The organism is uncultured Methylophaga sp. (assembly GCF_947259025.1).
GTDB lineage: Bacteria > Pseudomonadota > Gammaproteobacteria > Nitrosococcales > Methylophagaceae > Methylophaga.
In genome coordinates this window covers 377,624-395,684 of the sequence record NZ_CAMYKO010000004.1, presented here as the reverse complement: position 1 = coordinate 395,684, position 18,061 = coordinate 377,624, and the positions used below count along the sequence as shown (strand labels likewise).

Sequence of the window (18,061 nt, the reverse complement as noted above, 5' to 3'; positions counted from 1 at the left end):
CGTGTTCTCAATATTTTCTCACGTCTTTTAAAGTCAGCTAAAGTTATAACAATGTTGAAACATTAAGTGATATCAAATAGAATACTCTCATTAACAAATCACAATTGATTAGGTGGTTTTATGGAATCAAGCATTAGAAAAATCGGCAACTCTGAAGGCGCAATTATCCCGGCGTCCTTGCTTCAGAAATTACATCTGATGGCCGGTGACAAAGTGAGCATTGAAGAGATTAATGGCAAGATTGTCATCAGCTCAACGAAGCCAAAATATCGCCTTGAGGACTTAGTGGCGAAATGCGATGAGTCTGCACCTATGTCGCAAGAACTCAAGGAATGGGATCGCTCTGAACCTGTCGGGAATGAAGTGTGGTAAGAAGAGCGAGTTTCAACAAGGGAGACATTGTCAGGGTTTCTCTTAACCCAACAGTTGGCCGGGAAACACAAGGTGATTTCAGACCATGCTTGGTGTTATCTCCTGCGCTATTCAACAAGCTTGGTATGGTTTTAGTGGCGCCTATCACTCAAGGTGGTAATCATGCCCGATATAAAGGGTTTACTGTGCCGCTAATGGGTAGCGGCACAGAGACTCAGGGCGTGGTGCTGCTTAACGCTATTCGGATGATGGATTTGACTGCGAGAAAAGCAGTCAAGGTTGAGTCAGCTCCAAGGCATGTTGTGGATGAAGCCAGCGCTATCCTTTCTTCAATCATTGAAGGTTAACTGCTACCAAAAACTTGACCGGTTCCGTTGCTTTCTTGCATGGCATCAATATAGCGAACAACCTTCATCAAGCCATCCACACTGGCAATTTGTTTGACTGGCACGCCACCGGTGCCGCGGTTTTCAGATCGCATGAAAGCCTGTATCCAGTCTTTGTCGCCATTGGTTAATGCATGTAAGTCGCGAGATATGCGGATAAGATGAAGTGCTATCTCACCTTGTTTGCTCTCAGGGTCGAGAGATGAGTTTTCCCTGATTTGAATAATTTCAGCCGCATCAACGCCAATAGCATTGGCCAGTTCTGTTGTGTCCAGGCCCAAATCTTCCGAAGCTGTCATTAATGCATTTGCAAGAATGTATCTTTTGTCTGCCTTAGATTGCTCCGGGGCACTCACTGATTAAAACCCAGCCTCATTAACCCAATGTTCTTCAGTGATGATCGACAATGGCACGCCTGAATCACGGTAAGCCATGGCCTTTTCGATCTTCCTACCAAAGCTTTCATGTGCCCAGCTGTCTGTGACATAAGTGCCCAAAACCAGGTAATTGAGGTTTTTGGTAACACCCTTGGCATTCAGGCCTCCAAGAGATTCAATGGCTTGCTGGCACTCTTTGCGTGTGCCATAAGCGAAAGTGCCAGTGAAAAGAAACAGGCTATCTTCAAAAGCAATACTTGGGGCTGGAGAGCAAACGGGCAAAGCCGAGGGCTTGGCCACTTCCCCGATTTCTGTCTCTTCACCGGAAATCAAACGTAGAATAGAGAGCAGCTCCGTAGACTCGTCAGGATCGAGAATCCCGTCTTCAAGCATGACGGTGACCTTATCCAAGAGATTCATAATGATGGGATTGTCGGTATGGTAGTTTTGCACAAGCCAGGATTGCAAGAATTCCGCCTCAGCCTGGTCTACCTTTCCATCAGCAGTAATGCCCTTACTGAGACCAATCAGGGTGTCTACCTGCCGATCTTGAATCTTATTCCGGTTAAACTTCGTGAAAATATCCATATTTCTCTCCTTGTATTAATCATACGCCTTGCTTGATCCTAGCTTTTTGACTCTATAAACACTGAAGTCATACGGGAGGCATTCCCTGAGAGCGGGTATGGTCACCAACTGACTTTGATGAAGTTTATCTGTCGTCTTAACCTCAACGAATCGTACTTCGCTTCCTTTCACCAAGGTTAAATCTGGCCACCCACTCCGGTAGGTGTAAGGGTCTTCAGAAAACTTTTCAGCGACTTTGGTGAAGGTGTCCAGGTCAATCGCATCAAACAAAGCCTCGCAACACTCAAAAGATAGGGTTGGATACTCATTTTTAATAAATGGCTGCTGAAGTATTTCCTTCAAATTTAAGCAAAATGCTTGTTTGCTTGCACCTTTAATCGAACCGATTATTTCAGGTAATTTGTCTTTATGAATGGTCAGCTGCGCTTCTAAATACCTGGTGCAAGCGTCAGCTCTCTCGTTGAAAGTGTTTATCTCAGCAAGCTTATCCAGCATTAACGCCTTCAAAACAGTGTGGAAAGTGATTCCCTCATTTGATGATCCAATGTATCCCTGAGTCTCAAAATGCTGAAGTAGTGCTGGCTCTGGCTTTCCACTATAGCTCAGCTCAATCTCATCCAAAGGAAGCGATAACATTTGACACTGACTCTCAAGTGATAGCTTGTTCATATATCGTTTATTGCATAAGGATCGATTATTGGTGTCTCAGCATAAACTGATAAACAGATTGAATCTCATCAAAACTTGCATCACTAATTAATCTATTAGCTCTGTAAGATATAAGCATCACATTGCTGGGACTATAATTATGTTCATTATTGATACGATGTATGCTTACTGAGCTATCTCTTTCTTCAAATCCAGCATTTAGATACATTGGCACCCCAAGGACAGGGCATAGTTTGCCAAACTCTCCGGAATCACCCGGTATATCTCGGCATCCCACCCACGCCTTCATCAGGGCTTTGAAAAACTCTTCAAATGTAAAATTTGGAGAGCGATGCTTGGCTAGTTCATTGTATTTTTTTGCCGCCCTCCGATGAAGGCGTGTGTCTAAATCTTCAGATATAGATCTCAGCCTCATGCCTTCTTTGTTCTTATTACGATTCCTTTGAATTCTGGCCTCATCAGCCCAGCTCATGAAGGCGAACCCTCTAAAGCATGAGTCTTGAACTGCAGTTAGATATTGATCAAACTTTTTACCAAAATGAATATGACCATGACCATATTCTTTATGATCACAATCAAATGGCCAAGGATCACCTCGAACAAAGGGCTTCCCAGTAGAAGGGTTCATCATCTTTGGAAATCTAATCGACATGATGAACCACCTTACAACTCTCAAGGTAAGATAAAACATCTTCTTCCAGATACCTTACGTGTCGTCCCATCTTGATATAGTTGGGCCCATAACCCTGGTATCTGGCTTTTTCGCACCAATGTTTAGACCTACCCAGATAGGACGCAACTTCCTCCTGGGTGAGCATTTTTGGCAAGCGATTTGGCTGTGACATAACATCCCCTCCACACGTTCAACTTGTGCTCAATTACGCCACAACTCCAATTTAATATCAGGGGGGTACATATAGTGAATAGTCCCCCTTCGACGTATTAACTCGTATTAGCTCGTATTAGCTCGTATTAAATTTGGATTAGTCTGAGCTGCGAAATTATGACGTTCCGGGTGGCTTTCTTGTTTGTGTTTTGCCTTTATAGATATCAACCAATTGGTCGTAGCTTAAGTAGATGCCTAGTCGTTCTAGCGCCTCCTTGACCACCGAACAAACCGAATCTTTATCGGATGAATGGTAAATCGGCATCTCATATTCTGATGCCAGGTGGCCTATTGCCGAACGGATTATCCTATGTTGATAGTATTTAGTTTTTCGCCCCCTGGGGGTGGGCCTCTTTAAATCGTTTCTGGCCATTTTTGAAATGGTGTCAACAAGAGGCATGGGTATACGTAGGTTTTTTCGCGCAAGCCTCTCAAAAAGCTCTACGCATGTATCGTATGCCAGAATGTTGCTCTCAACCTCTGAGATTAACGATTGCAGAGCATCTTCGTTTATCTTGGTGGAGTCTCTGACCGTCAAGTAATGGTTACCAACCAAACCCATGCTGTAATCGATGAAGCAAAGATCTTTGTAATCTCGCCCTGGACTTTTGAGAGCTTCGTCAAACTGACCTAAAAACTCTAGTGCTGACTCCATGATGTTGTTAACGCTAGGCATTATCCATTGACCATTCTTTCAAGCATGTGCAGAGCCTGAAGTTTCTCATCATAAAAATCATAATGCTGGTAGTGCTTTTGTTGAACGCCACCTCGGCCATGACTTAATAAGCTCGCTAAAATATCACTACTAACATGGTAGGGCTTCGCTAAAAGACGTGTCTCCACGGTTGATCTAATAATCCCTGCAGAGTATTTACCTTTGCCCATCTGATCTTCAGGGAACATTTTTTCAAAGATCTTCTTAGCATTGCTGTTGAAGTAATCCGTGTTAACTGGTGTTATACCGCCATCGCAAGAGAATATATATGGTCCAGCAGTGATTTTTTTGATGCACTCAACCGCACTGTCCAGCAAAGGGACTATGTGAATTTCTGGTTTATGCCTCTGCCCCTTGCGATCATACAAAGTCATGACTTGCGCATCCATATCAATGTCATCAATCAATACCCTTTGCAGCATCGATTGACGTTGACCACCTGTTAACAGATGGAGTGTCATCAATGATTTTGTGGGCTCTGGCAATTGACTGACATGTTTGAAGTATGTCTTGAGTTCAGAAGCGCTCAGTGCATTTTGTTTGGGGTTACTTGATCCAACTATTTTTTTCATTTGTGCTACTGGATTAACTGTAACCCCAATATCCTGGACGGACTGAGAGGCAAGCGTGTTGGATTTCGAATTTATTGCGTATGTAAACGCACTCTTTATGTAGGAGCGAACTCTATCAGCTGTTCTAAGCTTTTCTTTACTGGTTAGCTTCCTGATGACTTTCATGCAGTCATCGTCTGAAATACTCAATACTGGCTTATTCCATATTGAGGGATAGCCTTTTTCAATATTTCTTCTTAAAGTGTTTTCTATCTGTTTGGTGCTGACCACGCCCCTTCTACGGCAATAATCAATGTACTCCTCAAGCAACACCCCGAAAGAAACACCTTCAGCTCTTTTTTTTCTGGGATCAATTCCGGATGCTAACTGGCCTGCATACTCCAGGGCTTTTCGCCTGGCTGCCTCGGCCTTGAATATTTGATTCTTACCTATGCTACAACGAACCTGTCTACCATCAAGGCGACCCGTATAAAAATATGACTTGGTTCCACCAGGTGAAACCCTAACGCCAAAACCTGTAAGCTTTGAATCCCAATAATCTACTTGCTTCCCCGTTATTGGAAGCGCTTCAACAGATTTTTGGCTTATAGTTATTTTTCTAGTCATGAAGGTCGAATTAGGTAACAGATAGGTAGCAAACAGACTACAACTAGGTATGCCTTAATACGATTTAATATGAGTCATAGTAAGCCAGAACAAGGATTGTTACAAGCTATTACGATTTGGTAGGATTCAAATTGGGGGACTTAAAATCCCTCGGCCTTGCGGCCGTGCCGGTTCGATTCCGGCCCTGGGCACCATCAAGAATATAAAAGCCTCAATGCGGAAACGTGTTGGGGCTTTTTTTATGCGTAACTCAAGCGCCTACCATACAAAGTCACGGCTCCTCTGTGTGGATAGTCCACTCATCAGACTTCTGACTGGGGATAATCATTGTGTAAGTTATAACGCTACTCCCCACTTATAGAGAAACAAGCATCAATGCAATAGCATCAGGCAAGCCGATTAATCAGTTAATGACTACACTGAATAAATCAGTAACTAATTGAAAGCATTGATACCTTTTTTCATATTGTAAGGATAAGGCATGAAAACTATCGGCTACGCAGCTCATTCTGAAAATACGGATCTTAAACCATTTCATTTTGAACGTAGAGAATTACGTCAAAATGACGTTGCCATTGAAATCCTCTATTGCGGTGTCTGTCACTCCGACCTGCACACGGTTAATGGTGACTGGGGACCTCAGCCTTATCCACTCATTCCCGGGCACGAAATTGTGGGTCGTGTCATCGATGTTGGCCCTGAAGTGCAAAAATTCGGCATCGGTCAATACGTTGCTGTGGGATGCATGGTTGATAGCTGTCAGGACTGTGATCAGTGTCATGACGGCGAAGAGCAATATTGTCGACATGGGATGACAGCAACTTATGGTATGCCCGACCGCATTTCCGGTGAAACCACTCAAGGCGGCTACTCGAAACATATCGTAGTTCGGGAGGAGTTTGTTTTGAACGTGCCCGAGCAACTCGACCTGGCCAAAGCTGCACCCATCCTCTGTGCGGGTATCACGACTTACTCACCACTGCGCACCTGGAGTGTCGGAAAAGGCAGCCGGGTGGGCGTCATTGGACTGGGAGGTCTCGGACATATGGCGGTGAAACTTGCTGTGGCAATGGGCGCCGAGGTTACTGTGATCAGTCGCTCCAAGGCGAAAGAAGATGAAGCCAAAGAAATTGGGGCTCAGGGTATTTTGGCATCTACTAATGAAAAAGAGATGCAACAATCAGCCAACTTTTTCGATCTCATCATTGATACCGCCCCGGTAAAACACGATGTTACGCCTTACCTTCCTTTGCTGGATGTAGACGGCACGCTGGTCATTGTCGGCCAGATTGGTCCGCTTGAAGAACCGATGACTTTGCCCCTTGTTTTTGGTCGCCGCCGGATTGCTGGCTCTCTGATTGGCGGCATTGAGGAAACACAGGAGGTTCTGGATTTTTGTGCTGAGCACGATATCTACCCGGACTGCAAAATGATTCGCATGGATGAAATTAATGGGGCCTATACGCACCTAGCCAAAGGGGATATTTCGTATCGCTTTGTTATTGATATGGCGAGCTTTTCAGATACCTGAAAGCCTGCTACACCTGACAGGATGGACAGAGAAAAAGGGCAATGCTGGCGAATTAAATCCGGCCGACTATGAAAAAATTGCGATTCATTTGTGTTATCTGGCTGACCCTATATTGCAACTTGCTTATGGCAGAGGAAAAAGCAATGAACATCATCATTCAAGTTAACGGTGAGAAAACCATCAACGCTAAGCTTGATAACAATCAAACGGCCAAGGACTTTTATTCTCTCTTGCCGTTGTCGCTGGAGTTGCGTGATTTTGCTGGCACAGAAAAAGCCAGTCACGCTTTACCCAAAAAACTCGCCCCCACAAACGCCATTGAGGGCCATAAACCTGCCGCCGGTGAGTTAACCATCTATTCACCCTGGAATAACCTCGCCATCTTTTACAAAGATGACAAATATGCAGAAGGGCTGATACCAATTGGCCGCATAGATGCTGATGTAACGACTTTTAACAACCCTGGAACAATTGTCATGGACATCACCGTTGCAGATGACTAAGAAGAGGAGTCAGATTTTATGAATAAATTTTTACCCTTCACTACAGCTCTGATAGCGCTTTTCGCCGTAAGTATCAATGCAGAAGAACTCACTCAAAAGCAGGACACCCTGATCCACAAAACGAAAGAATCCCGTCAAATGATTGAAGGGCCAGCAGAGTATTTCACTGGACAGGCCTGGATAGATCCTTTTCATCTTGAAGCTCAGACGCCCTCTGTGCTCACTTCAGCACAAGTGACATTTAAACCGGGCGCGCGCACAAACTGGCATAGCCATCCGAGAGGTCAGCTACTTGTCGTAACGTCTGGCAAAGGTTGGACCCAATTAGAAAATGGCAAAAAAATCACTATCAATGAGGGAGATACTGTCTGGTGCCCACCTGGTCACAGGCATTGGCACGGTGCGACATCAACCACCAGCATGAGCCATATCGCTATTCAGGAAAAACACGATGGCAGCAATGTTCACTGGATGGAAACCGTCTCTGATGACACTTACCTTTCAGGTCACTAATTCGTCTTGTGTTGTGATAGGGAGAGGGAGCCATTCCTTCACCCTATCCTGGATAGCGGGGTTGCTGATTTGGCGACCAGACTGAATATAATCATTTCAATTTGATTGCCAGTGACATTCCGGCCCCGGACAGGATTCAGAGTTTAAAGCCTGAATGCGGAAAGGTGTTGGGGCTTTTTTACTTGTAGCTATAAACTCTCAGGCTTACTTAGGCCCCACCACCTCTTCCAGCTTCAGCCCGGTCAAGTCACGGATGCTTCGCCACAAGTAATAAAGAATGCCCATTGTCATCAGCATCGATGGCAAGGCAATCACCGGGTAGCTATACAAAGTCAGTTGGCCCAGCTCCTCATTGAAGGCCTGGGTGCCGGCCGGACTTGTCACGATGGCTGTTGCCAGGATGTAGTTCATCACTGCTGAAAAGGCAAAAGACCCGGCCACAAAATACGTGGCTTTCATCAGGCGATCTTCAAACTGTTGACGGTTATTGGTTTGCGCCAGCTTGTCTTCAACCAGCTTGATATCCATGACAGCCGGATTAAACAGCAAGGTTCTCACCAGCGGATAAGGCGTGAATACTGACAGCAGCACGGCGAGACCGATAATCCCCGGTACCGCGGCCTCCTTGATTGCCAGCCATTTGACATCCAGCGCCAGCAGCCCAATACCACCCGTTAACAAAATGCTGATCAAACCGAGCAACGCAATAAAGTTGAACTTGCGATTTTTGATGAGATCAAACAGCCCCCAACCCAACGGAAAAGCCAGCGCGACGACTAAACCGCCGCTGGCGCCGAGGTAGTCGTCTGAGCTGAATTTCATCAAAATGACGGAAGGCAGAATAATGCTGAGCACGAGGTCCAGCATCGAGTTGGATTTTTGTTTTGGTGCGGTGTTCATCTGTGGTTTGCTCTATTTGTCACAGGCCATTAAAGCCCGCCATTCAAGACAACGTTGTCCTGGATAAATTGCATCACGCTCTGTAATGCTTGGGGATGAAAACTTCATGCCTGTTATTTTCACCCAAGTCATATAGCAATGTCATCCTGCCAGCTTAGCGTTTTTATTCATCACTGGGAAAACATTATCTGCTTATCGGGCTTTGCGTCTGAGTGAATCGGCCAGCTGTCAGCAGGCTCTTAATGACTCCGCAGTCTTATTGACCGCTATGCGGGCAGTGCAGACTCTATTGCGCCCTTTGCGCTTGGCTTCATAAAGTGCATTATCCGCTTGATTGAGTAAAGCGCCGGGTTCCATACCTGCTGCATAATCGGCCGATTTGCTTGTCGCCACACCACAACTGATACTCACAATATTGCCCGTTGAGCTTTGCAGGTGCTCGAGCTTTTGTGACTCAACCTGCGCCCTTAATTGTTCTGCAATCGTGAATGCGTGCTGTTCATCTGTTGAGGGCAACACAATCACAAACTCTTCTCCGCCATACCTGGCAAGAAAATCTCCTGACCGTTTCAGATTTTTTGTCAGGGCATTAGCCACGCTCTGCAAACAAAGATCACCGGCAATATGCCCATAGTGATCGTTGTATCTTTTGAAGTTATCAATATCACAGAGGATCACCGATAGCGCTTCATCATGACGTTTCGCACGATAAAACTCTTCTGAGATGCGTTTATCAAAAGCACGTCTGTTGAAAATACCAGTGAGACCATCTCTCAGGGCTATCTCTTTATGCAGCTCTAATTTGGATTCCATTTTGATTGCCCAGAACAGCAGGCTTTCAATCACCAGAAAGCCGATGATGGCGATAAAAAGATTGGTTCTGGTATTTTCCTCAAACTCTGCGACTTCTTTTTCTGCAGAAGTCCAAACAACGATTCGGCCGATGTCATCTCTGTCAGAATCGACCGAGCCCAGATAATCTCTGAGGGGAAAACTACTGACCGCTCTGGGCATGCCATCCACGGTAATCAGCTGAGTATCAGAGGAATAGAGGAGCTTTTGAGCGGAATCCTGAGCGAAAATAGCCTCTACTTGCTGCTGGTTTGTGGCGGCTTCCAGTAAAAAGTCCTGAATCTCAGTCTTTGTTTTTAAATACGATTTTAAAAAGTCCGGCCACATCGTCTGCCTGGCATGCTCCATTGTCATCAGCACCGCAAAGTCTGCAGACAGGGCTTTTTGCAGATCCTGCAGCATGAGGTTGAATGAAGTTCCGGCTTCCAATGCGCCGACATGGACCTTTTCACCTGTTTCGATGTTGTTGAAGTAAACCGGTACAACACCTCGTATCCCCGCATAAACGCGTCCCGACTCGAAGCCACTCGACTTTACCTATTTGCTGTTGACGGCAACGACACTGTGACGAATGGCAGATAAATCATCACCAAACTTCTCTGGCTTGTGGACACGCAGAAATGAGGTATCCAGTGGCAAATGAAAGTGTAGCTGGCGAACCTTATAATCCTGTCTCAGCGCCTGCCAGCCACTGGATACAGTGTTGTAAAGCTGCTTTCTGAGGCGATCTGCTCTCTCACCACCCGCGCCACCACCCTCCTCAGCAACGGCTTTTTTGCCCTCGTAAAAGCGCTGTGCCACCACCGGATCGTTGGCAATGTAGGTCGCTGTCTGCAACATAAACTGACTGAGTTGAGCCAGTGCAATTTGATAGCTGTCTTGTAATTGCTCACCACGTTGCGAGAGGTTTTCATGCAGCGTGTCTTTGGCGGCTTTGTAGTTGCTCCAGACAAATAAAGCATCAAAGATGAGAATAAAGAAGGTGACCAGAAGAAAAATCTGTTTTCTGTTCGACAGCGCGGCGTACTTCATTTCACCTCGTTCATGAGTGGGTTGGTCACATTCATTTCTCTTGAATGCGGTTATTAACCAGTGGCCAAATAATAAACAATCAATAAGTCAGGATACAGTACTCATTAAGCCCCGGGAAAACGAACGAAACACTGACGCTATGGCCCAGGTTTGATCCAGATCAAACCCTTGAAACTTGCAGGCGGTATCATCAACCGGAAATATCAATCATGTTTTATACTCGGTTTGCATATTAAGCGTAGCAATACCAGTCCCAACAGTGATGAATAATTTTATGAATATTGATGGGTAGGATTTGAGATGGCCGGACTAGAACTTGACCCCGTTTTACTTGCCAGGCTGCAGTTTGCTTTCACGATCAGCTTCCACATCATATTTCCGGCATTCACCATAGGTCTTGCCAGTTGGCTGGCAGTGGTTGAAGGGTTATACCTGAAAACAGGCCGACAGGTGTATGAAGACATTTACAGGATGTGGATCAAAATCTTCGCTGTCTGCTTTGGTATGGGTGTGGTCTCCGGCGTGGTCATGTCTTACCAGTTCGGAACCAACTGGTCAGTCTTTTCGGACAAGGTGGGCAATGTCATCGGCCCACTCTTGGGCTATGAAGTGCTGACGGCCTTTTTCCTAGAGGCTTCATTTCTCGGGATCATGCTGTTTGGCTGGGGACGCGTCAGCAAAAAAATGCACTTTGCATCGACGGTGATCGTCGCTGTAGGGACCGTCATTTCAGCTTTCTGGATATTGTCTGCCAACAGCTGGATGCAAACGCCTCAGGGGTTTGAGATCGGTGCTGATGGCCTGCTCTATCCCACAAACTGGCTGGAGGTCATCTTCAACCCTTCTTTCCCGGTTCGCTTTTTCCACATGCTCACCGCCGCCTATCTCACCACTGCTTTTGTGATAGCCGGGGTCAGTGCTTATTACCTCTGGCGTAAGCTGCATGTTGAACATGCCAAAGTGATGTTCTCCATGGCTATGCTGATTGCGGTATTCGTCTCACCGCTGCAATTATTTATTGGCCATATGCATGGCGAGAACACCATGCACCACCAGCCGGTCAAGGTCGCAGCCATGGAGGGCAACTGGGAACAGGGCGGCAACAAGCCGTTATATCTGTTTGGCCTGCCCAATGAAGACACTGAAACCACTGACTACGGCATTACCATACCCAATGGCGCCAGCTGGGTGCTGACGGGTTCTGGGGATGGGGTCATACCCGGTCTCAAAGATGTCCCCAAAGAGGAGCGGCCACCTGTTGCCACGGTTTTCTGGTCTTTCCGCATCATGGTTGGGATCGGCATGGCAATGATTTTTACCGGCGTCATCGCCTCAGTGCTGTATTTCAGAAAGCGTCTGTTTGACTCACCGAAATTTCAGTTATGGTGTATGGCGATGACGCCCACAGGCTTTATTGCAGTGCTGGCCGGTTGGTTTGTGACAGAAGTGGGCCGCCAACCCTACTCCGTTTACGGGGTGGTGAAGACGAGCGAGAGCATCTCACCGGTTATCGCAGAGCAGGTGTTGCTGAGTCTTGTCATTTTTATCGTTTTTTACACATTGATCTTCGGCGCTGGCAGTTACTACATTCTCAAACTGATCGGCAAAGGTCCGATAGAGTCTCAACAGGCAGAAGGCTATTATGAGCACGGCCATGAGACTGCCGCTCCTCTCATCGCCGGCGATCATCAAGGGGCGCGTTGATTATGTTCGACTTTTCATCATCATGGCTTGACTTACCCCTGATCTGGGGCGGTTTAATCGCGGTTGCGGTGCTGATTTATGTGCTGCTGGATGGCTTCGATCTGGGCTGTGGCATTCTTTTTCCCTTTGCCCCCTCGGATCAGTCCCGCAACACCATCATGAATTCCATCGCCCCTTTCTGGGATGGTAATGAAACCTGGCTGGTACTGGGTGGAGGCGGCTTATTTGCAGCCTTCCCGGTAGCTTATGCGATATTGATGCCGGCGCTGTACCTGCCGGTCATCCTGATGCTGCTGGGGTTGATTTTTCGAGGTGTCGCCTTTGAATTTCGTTTCAAAACCCAGGGCCGCGATCGTAAATTGTGGGATGCCTCATTCCATATCGGCTCTGTCCTGGCGGCCTTTATGCAAGGCATCATTCTGGGCAATCTGGTTCAGGGCGTGGCTGTCACCCAGAGGAGTTTTTCCGGTGGGCCGCTGGACTGGGCTAATGGTTTTGCCATTGTCACAGGGCTGGCCCTGATCTTTGGCTATGCATTGATTGGCGCTACCTGGCTGATATGGAAAAGCGAAGGCAACACCCAGGATTGGGCCCGGCGTGTAGCCAGGTATGTCAGTGCTTATGTTGTGCTGGGTATGTTGATTGTCAGCGTATTCATGCCCTTGAATGATATCCGTATCCAGAACCTGTGGTTCAGTCTACCCAACATGCTGTACCTGTCTGTCATACCATTGATGACTATGGCGGCTTTTCTGCTGTTGTGGCGTGACCTGCACAGCAACCGTGAGTTGAGGCCTTTTCTGATGGCTGTGCTGATTTTCCTGCTTGGCTACCTGGGCGTACTTATCAGCATTTACCCCTGGATAGTGCCTTACAGTTTTACTGTCTGGGATGCCGCCGCAGTGTCAACCTCTCAGTCTTTGCTGTTGATTGGAACGGTTGTCTTTCTTCCCATCATCCTCGCCTACACTGCCTACAGCTACTATGTGTTCAGGGGGAAAACCAGTGATGAAATTCATTACTGAGTTACTTGAAAGACACTGCTCTGAGAAGCAGCGTCAATGGCTCTGGTTCGCGATCCTGTGGCTTGGTGGTCTGCTCAGTGTGCTGCTGCTCAGCAGTATTATCAGGTTGATGATGCGTGTTTAGAGCAGGCTTTTCATGCGCCGGCTCACTCGCTGGGCGCTGTTAAAGACCGCAGTTGAATTACAACCCTATCTGATCAAGTCTATCGCTAGTGTCATCAAATTGTATGAGCCGTTTGTTAATGATGACCTGAGCAGAATCTTTTCATATCACTCGGGAGCGCTTGATTATGAATGCATCAAAAGATGCCAGTGAGCTTGATAACGCACTACTTGAAAAGATGCATGCTTATTGGCGTGCGTGTAACTATCTCGCCGCCGGCATGATTTACCTGCAGGATAATCCCCTGCTCCGCACCCGCCTGGAACCTGACCACATCAAAAACCGTTTACTGGGTCACTGGGGCGCCAGTCCCGGGCTGAGTTTCACTTATATCCACATGAACCGGCTGATCAAGCAATACGATCTGAATGCCATTTTCCTGGCCGGGCCCGGTCATGGCGCACCGGGTGTGTTGGCCCCGGTCTATCTGGAAGGCACGTACTCGGAAGTTTATCCCAATAAAAGTGAAGATCTGGATGGGATGCGTCAGTTCTTCAAGTCGTTCTCTTTTCCCGGCGGTATCGGCAGCCACTGCACACCGGAAACACCGGGGTCAATTCATGAAGGCGGTGAACTGGGTTACAGCCTGTCACATGCTTTCGGGGCCGCCTTTGATAACCCCGACCTTCTCGTTACCGTGATGGTAGGGGATGGCGAGGCAGAGACCGGACCACTGGCGACTTCGTGGCACTCGAATAAATTCCTCAACCCGGCCCGCGACGGCGCGGTGTTGCCGGTATTGCATCTCAATGGCTATAAGATAAACAATCCGACGCTGTTATCACGTATTTCCCACGATGAGCTGGAAAACCTGCTCAAAGGCTACGGCTGGACGCCGCATTTCGTGGAAGGCGATGAGCCCATGGCCATGCACGCGAAAATGGCAGCCGTTATGGAGCAGTGCGTCAATGATATTCAGGCGATTCAGTCTGAAGCCCGACAATCAGGCCATGTCGAACGACCACGCTGGCCGATGATCGTGTTACGCAGTCCCAAAGGCTGGACCGGCCCGGATTATGTGGATGGTCATAAAGTGGCGGGCTTCTGGCGCGCGCATCAGGTGCCTCTGGCAGGGGTCAAAGACAATGCCGAGCACCTGAAACAACTGGAAGACTGGCTGCTCAGCTATCGCCCGGATGAATTGTTTGATGATGAAGGTCGCTTAAAACCAGAACTGAAAGCACTGGCACCCAGCGGTCATAAGCGCATGAGCGCCAATCCGCATGCCAATGGTGGCCTGATTCGCCGCGCTCTGAGAATGCCCGGGTTTGAGGATTATGCGGTCGAGGTGAAATCGCCCGGCGCAGAGCTGGTGGAAAATACCCGCCCACTGGGCCGGTTTCTGCGAGACATCATGAGCAGAAACGGGGACAACTTCAGAGTCTTTGGCCCGGATGAAAACTCCTCCAATAAACTGGATGATGTTTATGATGCCAGCCCCAAGCTGTGGATGGCCGATCTGTTACCGGAAGATGAAGACGGCGGCCGCCTGTCACGGGATGGTCGGGTTCTGGAGATGCTTTCCGAACATACCCTGGAAGGCTGGCTGGAAGGCTATTTGCTCACCGGGCGCCACGGCTTTTTCTCCAGTTATGAAGCATTCGTGCATGTGATTGACTCGATGTTCAACCAGCATGCCAAATGGCTGGATATCTGTAACCAGATAGACTGGCGTGCACCGATTTCATCGCTCAACCTGCTGATCACCAGCACGGTATGGCGGCAGGATCACAATGGTTTCACTCATCAGGACCCCGGTTTTCTGGATCTGGTGGTTAACAAAAGCCCCAGTGTCTGCCGCATCTATCTGCCGCCCGACGCCAACTGCCTGCTGTCAGTGGCGAATCATTGTCTACGCGCCGACAATTACGTCAACGTTATCGTCGCCGATAAACAAAAACATCTGCAGTTTCTGACGATGGATGAAGCGATCAAGCATTGCACCAAGGGCCTGGGTATCTGGGACTGGGCCAGTTCCGATCAGGGTCAGGAGCCAGATGTGGTGATGGTCGGTTGTGGTGATATACCGACACAGGAAGCCCTGGCTGCCATCGTGCTGCTCAAAACGCATTTTCCAGACTTGAAGATCCGCTTCATCAACGTCGTCGATCTGTTCAAGTTACTGCCCGACAGCCAGCACCCGCATGGGCTGAATGATCCAGATTTCGATAGCCTGTTCACCCTTGATAAACCGGTGATATTCAATTTCCACGGTTATCCCTGGCTGGTGCACCGCATGGCCTACCGCCGCACCAACCACAAGAATATCCACGTCCGCGGTTACAAGGAAAAAGGCAACATCAACACCCCACTGGAGCTGGCTATTCAAAACGAAATCGACCGCTTCAGTCTGGCCATGGATGTCATCGACCGGGTGGAGAAACTGCAGACAATCGGTGCACATGCCAAGCAGCAACTCAAGGATGCGCAGATTGAGTGCCGACTTTATGCCTACGAATTTGGTGTTGATAAACCGGAATATGCTGACTGGACCTGGCCTGATAAGCCGTGAAACAGCATATTCTGGTGGTGAACTGCGGCAGCTCGTCACTGAAATACAAAATTATTGCCCTGCCTGACTCAGCCACGCTGCTCAACGGCACTGTCACAGGGATCGCTGAAAAGCAGGGCCAGCATCAGCTGACGCTGATTCAGCAGGGGAATGCAGAGACCACTCAACAGCAGAGGCATTTCGCTGATTTCGAGGCTGCTTTCGCCCAGATGGATCAGGATCTGGAACAATTCCTCGGCTCAGTTGCAGACGCTGAATTGACGGCGATCGGTCATCGTGTTGTGCATGGCGGCACGACATTTACCCAACCGGCCAGGCTGACAGACCAGGTCGTCGATGAGATAGCAGCACTGACCGAGCTGGCACCTCAACATCTACCGGGCAACTTACAGGGAATCAGACTGTGTCTGTCACGATTTGCTGACACGCCTCAGCTTGCGGTCTTTGATAGCGCCTTTCACCAGTCCATGCCCGAGCATGTCTATCGCTATCCGGTGCCGCAACGCTGGTTCACTGAGTTTGGCATTCGCCGCTATGGCTTTCACGGCAGTTCGCATCAGTATGTGGCCAGTGAAGCCGCCTCGATTCTGAACAAACCCCTGTCGCAGCTTAATCTGATTAGTCTGCATCTGGGCAACGGCGACAGTGCCTGTGCCATTCGTCAGGGCCGGAGTGTGGATACCTCGATGGGCTTTACCCCGCTTGAAGGCCTGATGATGGGCAGTCGCAGCGGCGATCTGGATGCCTCCATTCCACTCTACCTGCAACAAAAACAGGGATTGTCAGCAGAAGAAATCGCCCACCAGCTTAATTTTGAGTCCGGCCTGCAGGCTATCTGTCAGTCGCATGATATGCGGGAAATTCTCAGTCGTGCCGCTCAGGGAGAGCCCGATGCTGAGCTCGCACTCGATATGTTTATCTATCATGTGCGTAAGTACATTGGCGCTTATCTCATTGCACTGGGCGAGATTGATGCGCTTATTTTTACCGGCGGTATCGGAGAACACGCCGAAGAAGTTCGGGCGCGATGCTGCGAGGGCCTGGAAAAATTCGGGCTTGTTCTGGATCAACAGCGAAACCTTGAAGCTGATACCAGCAACGCAGACATTTCACACTCACACAGCCCCAGTCGGATTCTGGTTATAGCCACCGACGAGGAGCTACAGATAGCTCGGCAAGTGGCTGAATATTTGAAGTCGAATACTTAACTGCCGTACCTGACTGGTGTTTTCATTATCTGATTCAAGACGCTGAGTGACAGTTCTCATTGACCAAAAACCAAATCAAAACTATAAATTAATTTTGCTTCACAAGGACGGAAAAGCTTTGAAGTCGCCGATTAAAGACAATCCTTTACACAATCCTGCCGAGTCTCTGGATAGAGAAATTGACAAAATCATCAACGATAAAGTCAATCAAGACTTGACGGTCTTGGCGATGCTTATGGTCCTGGTCGTCTGGGATTGGTGGACATGGTTTAAAGAGGTCGATGCCCACCCAATCAACATGACCATTGCCGCACTTTTGATTGCTCCAATATTTGTTTATCGCATCCTTAAACACCGGAGGAAGGTCACTCAGCTCCGCCTCGGCCGCGACGGTGAGAAAGCAGTAGGTCAATATTTGGAGAGGCTCAGGGAAACCTCAGCCAGAGTATTTCATGATATTCCTGCCAAGGGTTTCAATATTGATCACCTTGTGATCGCAAAAAGCGGTATTTATGTTGTTGAAACCAAAACTTACTCAAAGTCAGACGATGGCTCGCACCGGATTATTTTCGATGGCTCTCAACTTACCTTGGGCAATGGCTATAAAACAGACAAGCCGATTACTCAAGTCAAAGCCGCCAGTAGCTGGATTCGGGAGTTACTAAAGGAAACGACGGGTAAACACTTTTCAACCAAACCGGTGATTGTATTTCCAGGCTGGTTTATTGAACCCACCAGTGATGCCAAAAGTAGCGATGTGTGGGTGCTTAATCCCAAGGGCTTGCCCACATTTATTTCCAACAGTAGTGAAAAACTTGATGAATCTGAGGTCAATCTGATCGCCTATCATGTTTCTCGCTATATTCGGGCATACAGAGACTGAGGGTACTTTCATCATCAAGCTCAGAGCCCTGCCAATCAGCTATTGTGACTTATAGTCCGTAGAC

Annotated in this window: 20 protein-coding genes and 1 pseudogene; 11 read left to right on the top strand and 10 right to left on the bottom strand. The window is 48.0% G+C overall.

The window, feature by feature from the left end; translation table 11 throughout:
• The first annotated feature begins 120 nt into the window (after positions 1–120).
• A complete protein-coding gene (locus tag Q0X64_RS05120) occupies positions 121–372 on the top strand; it encodes an AbrB/MazE/SpoVT family DNA-binding domain-containing protein (RefSeq protein WP_297809480.1) in 252 nt (83 codons plus the stop codon).
• Positions 366–719: a type II toxin-antitoxin system ChpB family toxin gene (locus Q0X64_RS05115; RefSeq protein ID WP_297809478.1), complete on the top strand. Its 354-nt coding sequence runs from the start codon at positions 366–368 to the stop codon at positions 717–719. The genes Q0X64_RS05120 and Q0X64_RS05115 overlap by 7 nt, the downstream gene beginning before the upstream one ends.
• Here Q0X64_RS05115 and Q0X64_RS05110 read toward each other — a convergent pair.
• The 7 genes from Q0X64_RS05110 to Q0X64_RS05085 form a co-directional block, all read right to left on the bottom strand.
• The gene (locus Q0X64_RS05110) at positions 716–1,057 is read right to left on the bottom strand and encodes an MbcA/ParS/Xre antitoxin family protein (RefSeq protein ID WP_297809477.1); all 342 of its coding nucleotides are present in this window, start codon (positions 1,055–1,057) and stop codon (positions 716–718) included. The genes Q0X64_RS05115 and Q0X64_RS05110 overlap by 4 nt on opposite strands.
• A gap of 60 nt (positions 1,058–1,117) precedes the next feature.
• Positions 1,118–1,723: a BRCT domain-containing protein gene (locus Q0X64_RS05105; protein WP_297809475.1), complete on the bottom strand. Its 606-nt coding sequence runs from the start codon at positions 1,721–1,723 to the stop codon at positions 1,118–1,120.
• Between the two features lie 15 nt (positions 1,724–1,738).
• Positions 1,739–2,392, bottom strand: coding sequence for a VRR-NUC domain-containing protein (locus Q0X64_RS05100; RefSeq protein WP_297809473.1), 654 nt, complete (start codon positions 2,390–2,392; stop codon positions 1,739–1,741).
• A 25-nt stretch (positions 2,393–2,417) separates the two neighbouring features.
• On the bottom strand, positions 2,418–3,044 hold the full coding sequence (locus Q0X64_RS05095; RefSeq protein ID WP_297809471.1) for a hypothetical protein: 627 nt from the start codon (positions 3,042–3,044) through the stop codon (positions 2,418–2,420).
• Positions 3,034–3,210 carry a helix-turn-helix domain-containing protein gene (locus Q0X64_RS13335; protein WP_366517485.1) on the bottom strand — a complete coding sequence of 59 codons (177 nt, stop codon included), beginning with the start codon at positions 3,208–3,210 and terminating at the stop codon, positions 3,034–3,036. Before Q0X64_RS13335 ends, Q0X64_RS05095 begins: the two co-directional genes overlap by 11 nt.
• Before the next feature lie 183 nt (positions 3,211–3,393).
• Positions 3,394–3,954, bottom strand: coding sequence for a hypothetical protein (locus tag Q0X64_RS05090; protein WP_297809470.1), 561 nt, complete (start codon positions 3,952–3,954; stop codon positions 3,394–3,396).
• Complete coding sequence (locus tag Q0X64_RS05085; RefSeq protein ID WP_297809468.1) at positions 3,954–5,171, bottom strand: integrase family protein; 1,218 nt, start codon at positions 5,169–5,171, stop codon at positions 3,954–3,956. Before Q0X64_RS05085 ends, Q0X64_RS05090 begins: the two co-directional genes overlap by 1 nt.
• A 481-nt stretch (positions 5,172–5,652) precedes the next feature.
• On the opposite strand from Q0X64_RS05085, the gene Q0X64_RS05080 reads away from it, so the two are divergent.
• From Q0X64_RS05080 to Q0X64_RS05070, 3 genes are all read left to right on the top strand, one after another.
• Positions 5,653–6,702 (top strand): NAD(P)-dependent alcohol dehydrogenase, encoded by a 1,050-nt coding sequence (locus tag Q0X64_RS05080; protein ID WP_297809466.1) that lies wholly within the window; start codon positions 5,653–5,655, stop codon positions 6,700–6,702.
• Between the two features lie 143 nt (positions 6,703–6,845).
• Positions 6,846–7,205, top strand: a complete 360-nt coding sequence (locus Q0X64_RS05075; RefSeq protein WP_297809464.1) for a cyclophilin-like fold protein — start codon at positions 6,846–6,848, stop codon at positions 7,203–7,205.
• Positions 7,206–7,223: 18 nt separating this feature from the next.
• Positions 7,224–7,718, top strand: a complete 495-nt coding sequence (locus Q0X64_RS05070; RefSeq protein WP_297809462.1) for a cupin domain-containing protein — start codon at positions 7,224–7,226, stop codon at positions 7,716–7,718.
• Positions 7,719–7,922: 204 nt separating this feature from the next.
• Here the strand turns inward: Q0X64_RS05070 and Q0X64_RS05065 are convergent, their stop codons facing one another.
• From Q0X64_RS05065 to Q0X64_RS05055, 3 genes and pseudogenes are all read right to left on the bottom strand, one after another.
• Positions 7,923–8,618, bottom strand: a complete 696-nt coding sequence (locus Q0X64_RS05065; protein ID WP_297809460.1) for a VC0807 family protein — start codon at positions 8,616–8,618, stop codon at positions 7,923–7,925.
• A gap of 228 nt (positions 8,619–8,846) precedes the next feature.
• Positions 8,847–9,431 (bottom strand): GGDEF domain-containing protein, encoded by a 585-nt coding sequence (locus Q0X64_RS05060; RefSeq protein WP_297809883.1) that lies wholly within the window; start codon positions 9,429–9,431, stop codon positions 8,847–8,849.
• 174 nt (positions 9,432–9,605) lie between these two features.
• Positions 9,606–10,502: pseudogene (locus Q0X64_RS05055) on the bottom strand (cache domain-containing protein); the annotation flags it as partial.
• 300 nt (positions 10,503–10,802) lie between these two features.
• Here Q0X64_RS05055 and Q0X64_RS05050 point away from each other — a divergent pair.
• The 6 genes from Q0X64_RS05050 to Q0X64_RS05025 all read left to right on the top strand — a co-directional run bounded on the left by Q0X64_RS05050 (position 10,803) and on the right by Q0X64_RS05025 (position 17,997).
• Positions 10,803–12,206, top strand: a complete 1,404-nt coding sequence (locus tag Q0X64_RS05050) for a cytochrome ubiquinol oxidase subunit I (RefSeq protein WP_297809458.1) — start codon at positions 10,803–10,805, stop codon at positions 12,204–12,206.
• Positions 12,207–12,208: 2 nt separating this feature from the next.
• Positions 12,209–13,231, top strand: a complete 1,023-nt coding sequence (gene cydB, locus Q0X64_RS05045; RefSeq protein ID WP_297809456.1) for a cytochrome d ubiquinol oxidase subunit II — start codon at positions 12,209–12,211, stop codon at positions 13,229–13,231.
• A 36-nt stretch (positions 13,232–13,267) separates the two neighbouring features.
• Positions 13,268–13,411 (top strand): hypothetical protein, encoded by a 144-nt coding sequence (locus Q0X64_RS05040; protein ID WP_297809454.1) that lies wholly within the window; start codon positions 13,268–13,270, stop codon positions 13,409–13,411.
• Between the two features lie 110 nt (positions 13,412–13,521).
• Complete coding sequence (locus Q0X64_RS05035; protein ID WP_297809452.1) at positions 13,522–15,906, top strand: phosphoketolase; 2,385 nt, start codon at positions 13,522–13,524, stop codon at positions 15,904–15,906.
• Complete coding sequence (locus Q0X64_RS05030) at positions 15,903–17,114, top strand: acetate kinase (protein ID WP_297809450.1); 1,212 nt, start codon at positions 15,903–15,905, stop codon at positions 17,112–17,114. Before Q0X64_RS05035 ends, Q0X64_RS05030 begins: the two co-directional genes overlap by 4 nt.
• Before the next feature lie 46 nt (positions 17,115–17,160).
• Positions 17,161–17,997: a nuclease-related domain-containing protein gene (locus tag Q0X64_RS05025; RefSeq protein WP_297809448.1), complete on the top strand. Its 837-nt coding sequence runs from the start codon at positions 17,161–17,163 to the stop codon at positions 17,995–17,997.
• Positions 17,998–18,061 lie beyond the last annotated feature (64 nt).

What these genes read in the sequence shown, in the direction of transcription:
- Q0X64_RS05120 (WP_297809480.1), top strand. Translation starts at nt 121, where the DNA reads ATGGAATCAAGCATTAGAAAAATCGGCAACTCTGAAGGCGCAATTATC.
- Q0X64_RS05110 (WP_297809477.1), bottom strand. Translation starts at nt 1,057, where the DNA reads ATGACAGCTTCGGAAGATTTGGGCCTGGACACAACAGAACTGGCCAAT.
- Q0X64_RS05105 (WP_297809475.1), bottom strand. Translation starts at nt 1,723, where the DNA reads ATGGATATTTTCACGAAGTTTAACCGGAATAAGATTCAAGATCGGCAG.
- Q0X64_RS05100 (WP_297809473.1), bottom strand. Translation starts at nt 2,392, where the DNA reads ATGAACAAGCTATCACTTGAGAGTCAGTGTCAAATGTTATCGCTTCCT.
- Q0X64_RS05095 (WP_297809471.1), bottom strand. Translation starts at nt 3,044, where the DNA reads ATGTCGATTAGATTTCCAAAGATGATGAACCCTTCTACTGGGAAGCCC.
- Q0X64_RS13335 (WP_366517485.1), bottom strand. Translation starts at nt 3,210, where the DNA reads ATGCTCACCCAGGAGGAAGTTGCGTCCTATCTGGGTAGGTCTAAACAT.
- Q0X64_RS05090 (WP_297809470.1), bottom strand. Translation starts at nt 3,954, where the DNA reads ATGCCTAGCGTTAACAACATCATGGAGTCAGCACTAGAGTTTTTAGGT.
- Q0X64_RS05085 (WP_297809468.1), bottom strand. Translation starts at nt 5,171, where the DNA reads ATGACTAGAAAAATAACTATAAGCCAAAAATCTGTTGAAGCGCTTCCA.
- Q0X64_RS05080 (WP_297809466.1), top strand. Translation starts at nt 5,653, where the DNA reads ATGAAAACTATCGGCTACGCAGCTCATTCTGAAAATACGGATCTTAAA.
- Q0X64_RS05075 (WP_297809464.1), top strand. Translation starts at nt 6,846, where the DNA reads ATGAACATCATCATTCAAGTTAACGGTGAGAAAACCATCAACGCTAAG.
- Q0X64_RS05070 (WP_297809462.1), top strand. Translation starts at nt 7,224, where the DNA reads ATGAATAAATTTTTACCCTTCACTACAGCTCTGATAGCGCTTTTCGCC.
- Q0X64_RS05065 (WP_297809460.1), bottom strand. Translation starts at nt 8,618, where the DNA reads ATGAACACCGCACCAAAACAAAAATCCAACTCGATGCTGGACCTCGTG.
- Q0X64_RS05060 (WP_297809883.1), bottom strand. Translation starts at nt 9,431, where the DNA reads ATGGAATCCAAATTAGAGCTGCATAAAGAGATAGCCCTGAGAGATGGT.
- Q0X64_RS05050 (WP_297809458.1), top strand. Translation starts at nt 10,803, where the DNA reads ATGGCCGGACTAGAACTTGACCCCGTTTTACTTGCCAGGCTGCAGTTT.
- cydB (WP_297809456.1), top strand. Translation starts at nt 12,209, where the DNA reads ATGTTCGACTTTTCATCATCATGGCTTGACTTACCCCTGATCTGGGGC.
- Q0X64_RS05040 (WP_297809454.1), top strand. Translation starts at nt 13,268, where the DNA reads ATGGCTCTGGTTCGCGATCCTGTGGCTTGGTGGTCTGCTCAGTGTGCT.
- Q0X64_RS05035 (WP_297809452.1), top strand. Translation starts at nt 13,522, where the DNA reads ATGAATGCATCAAAAGATGCCAGTGAGCTTGATAACGCACTACTTGAA.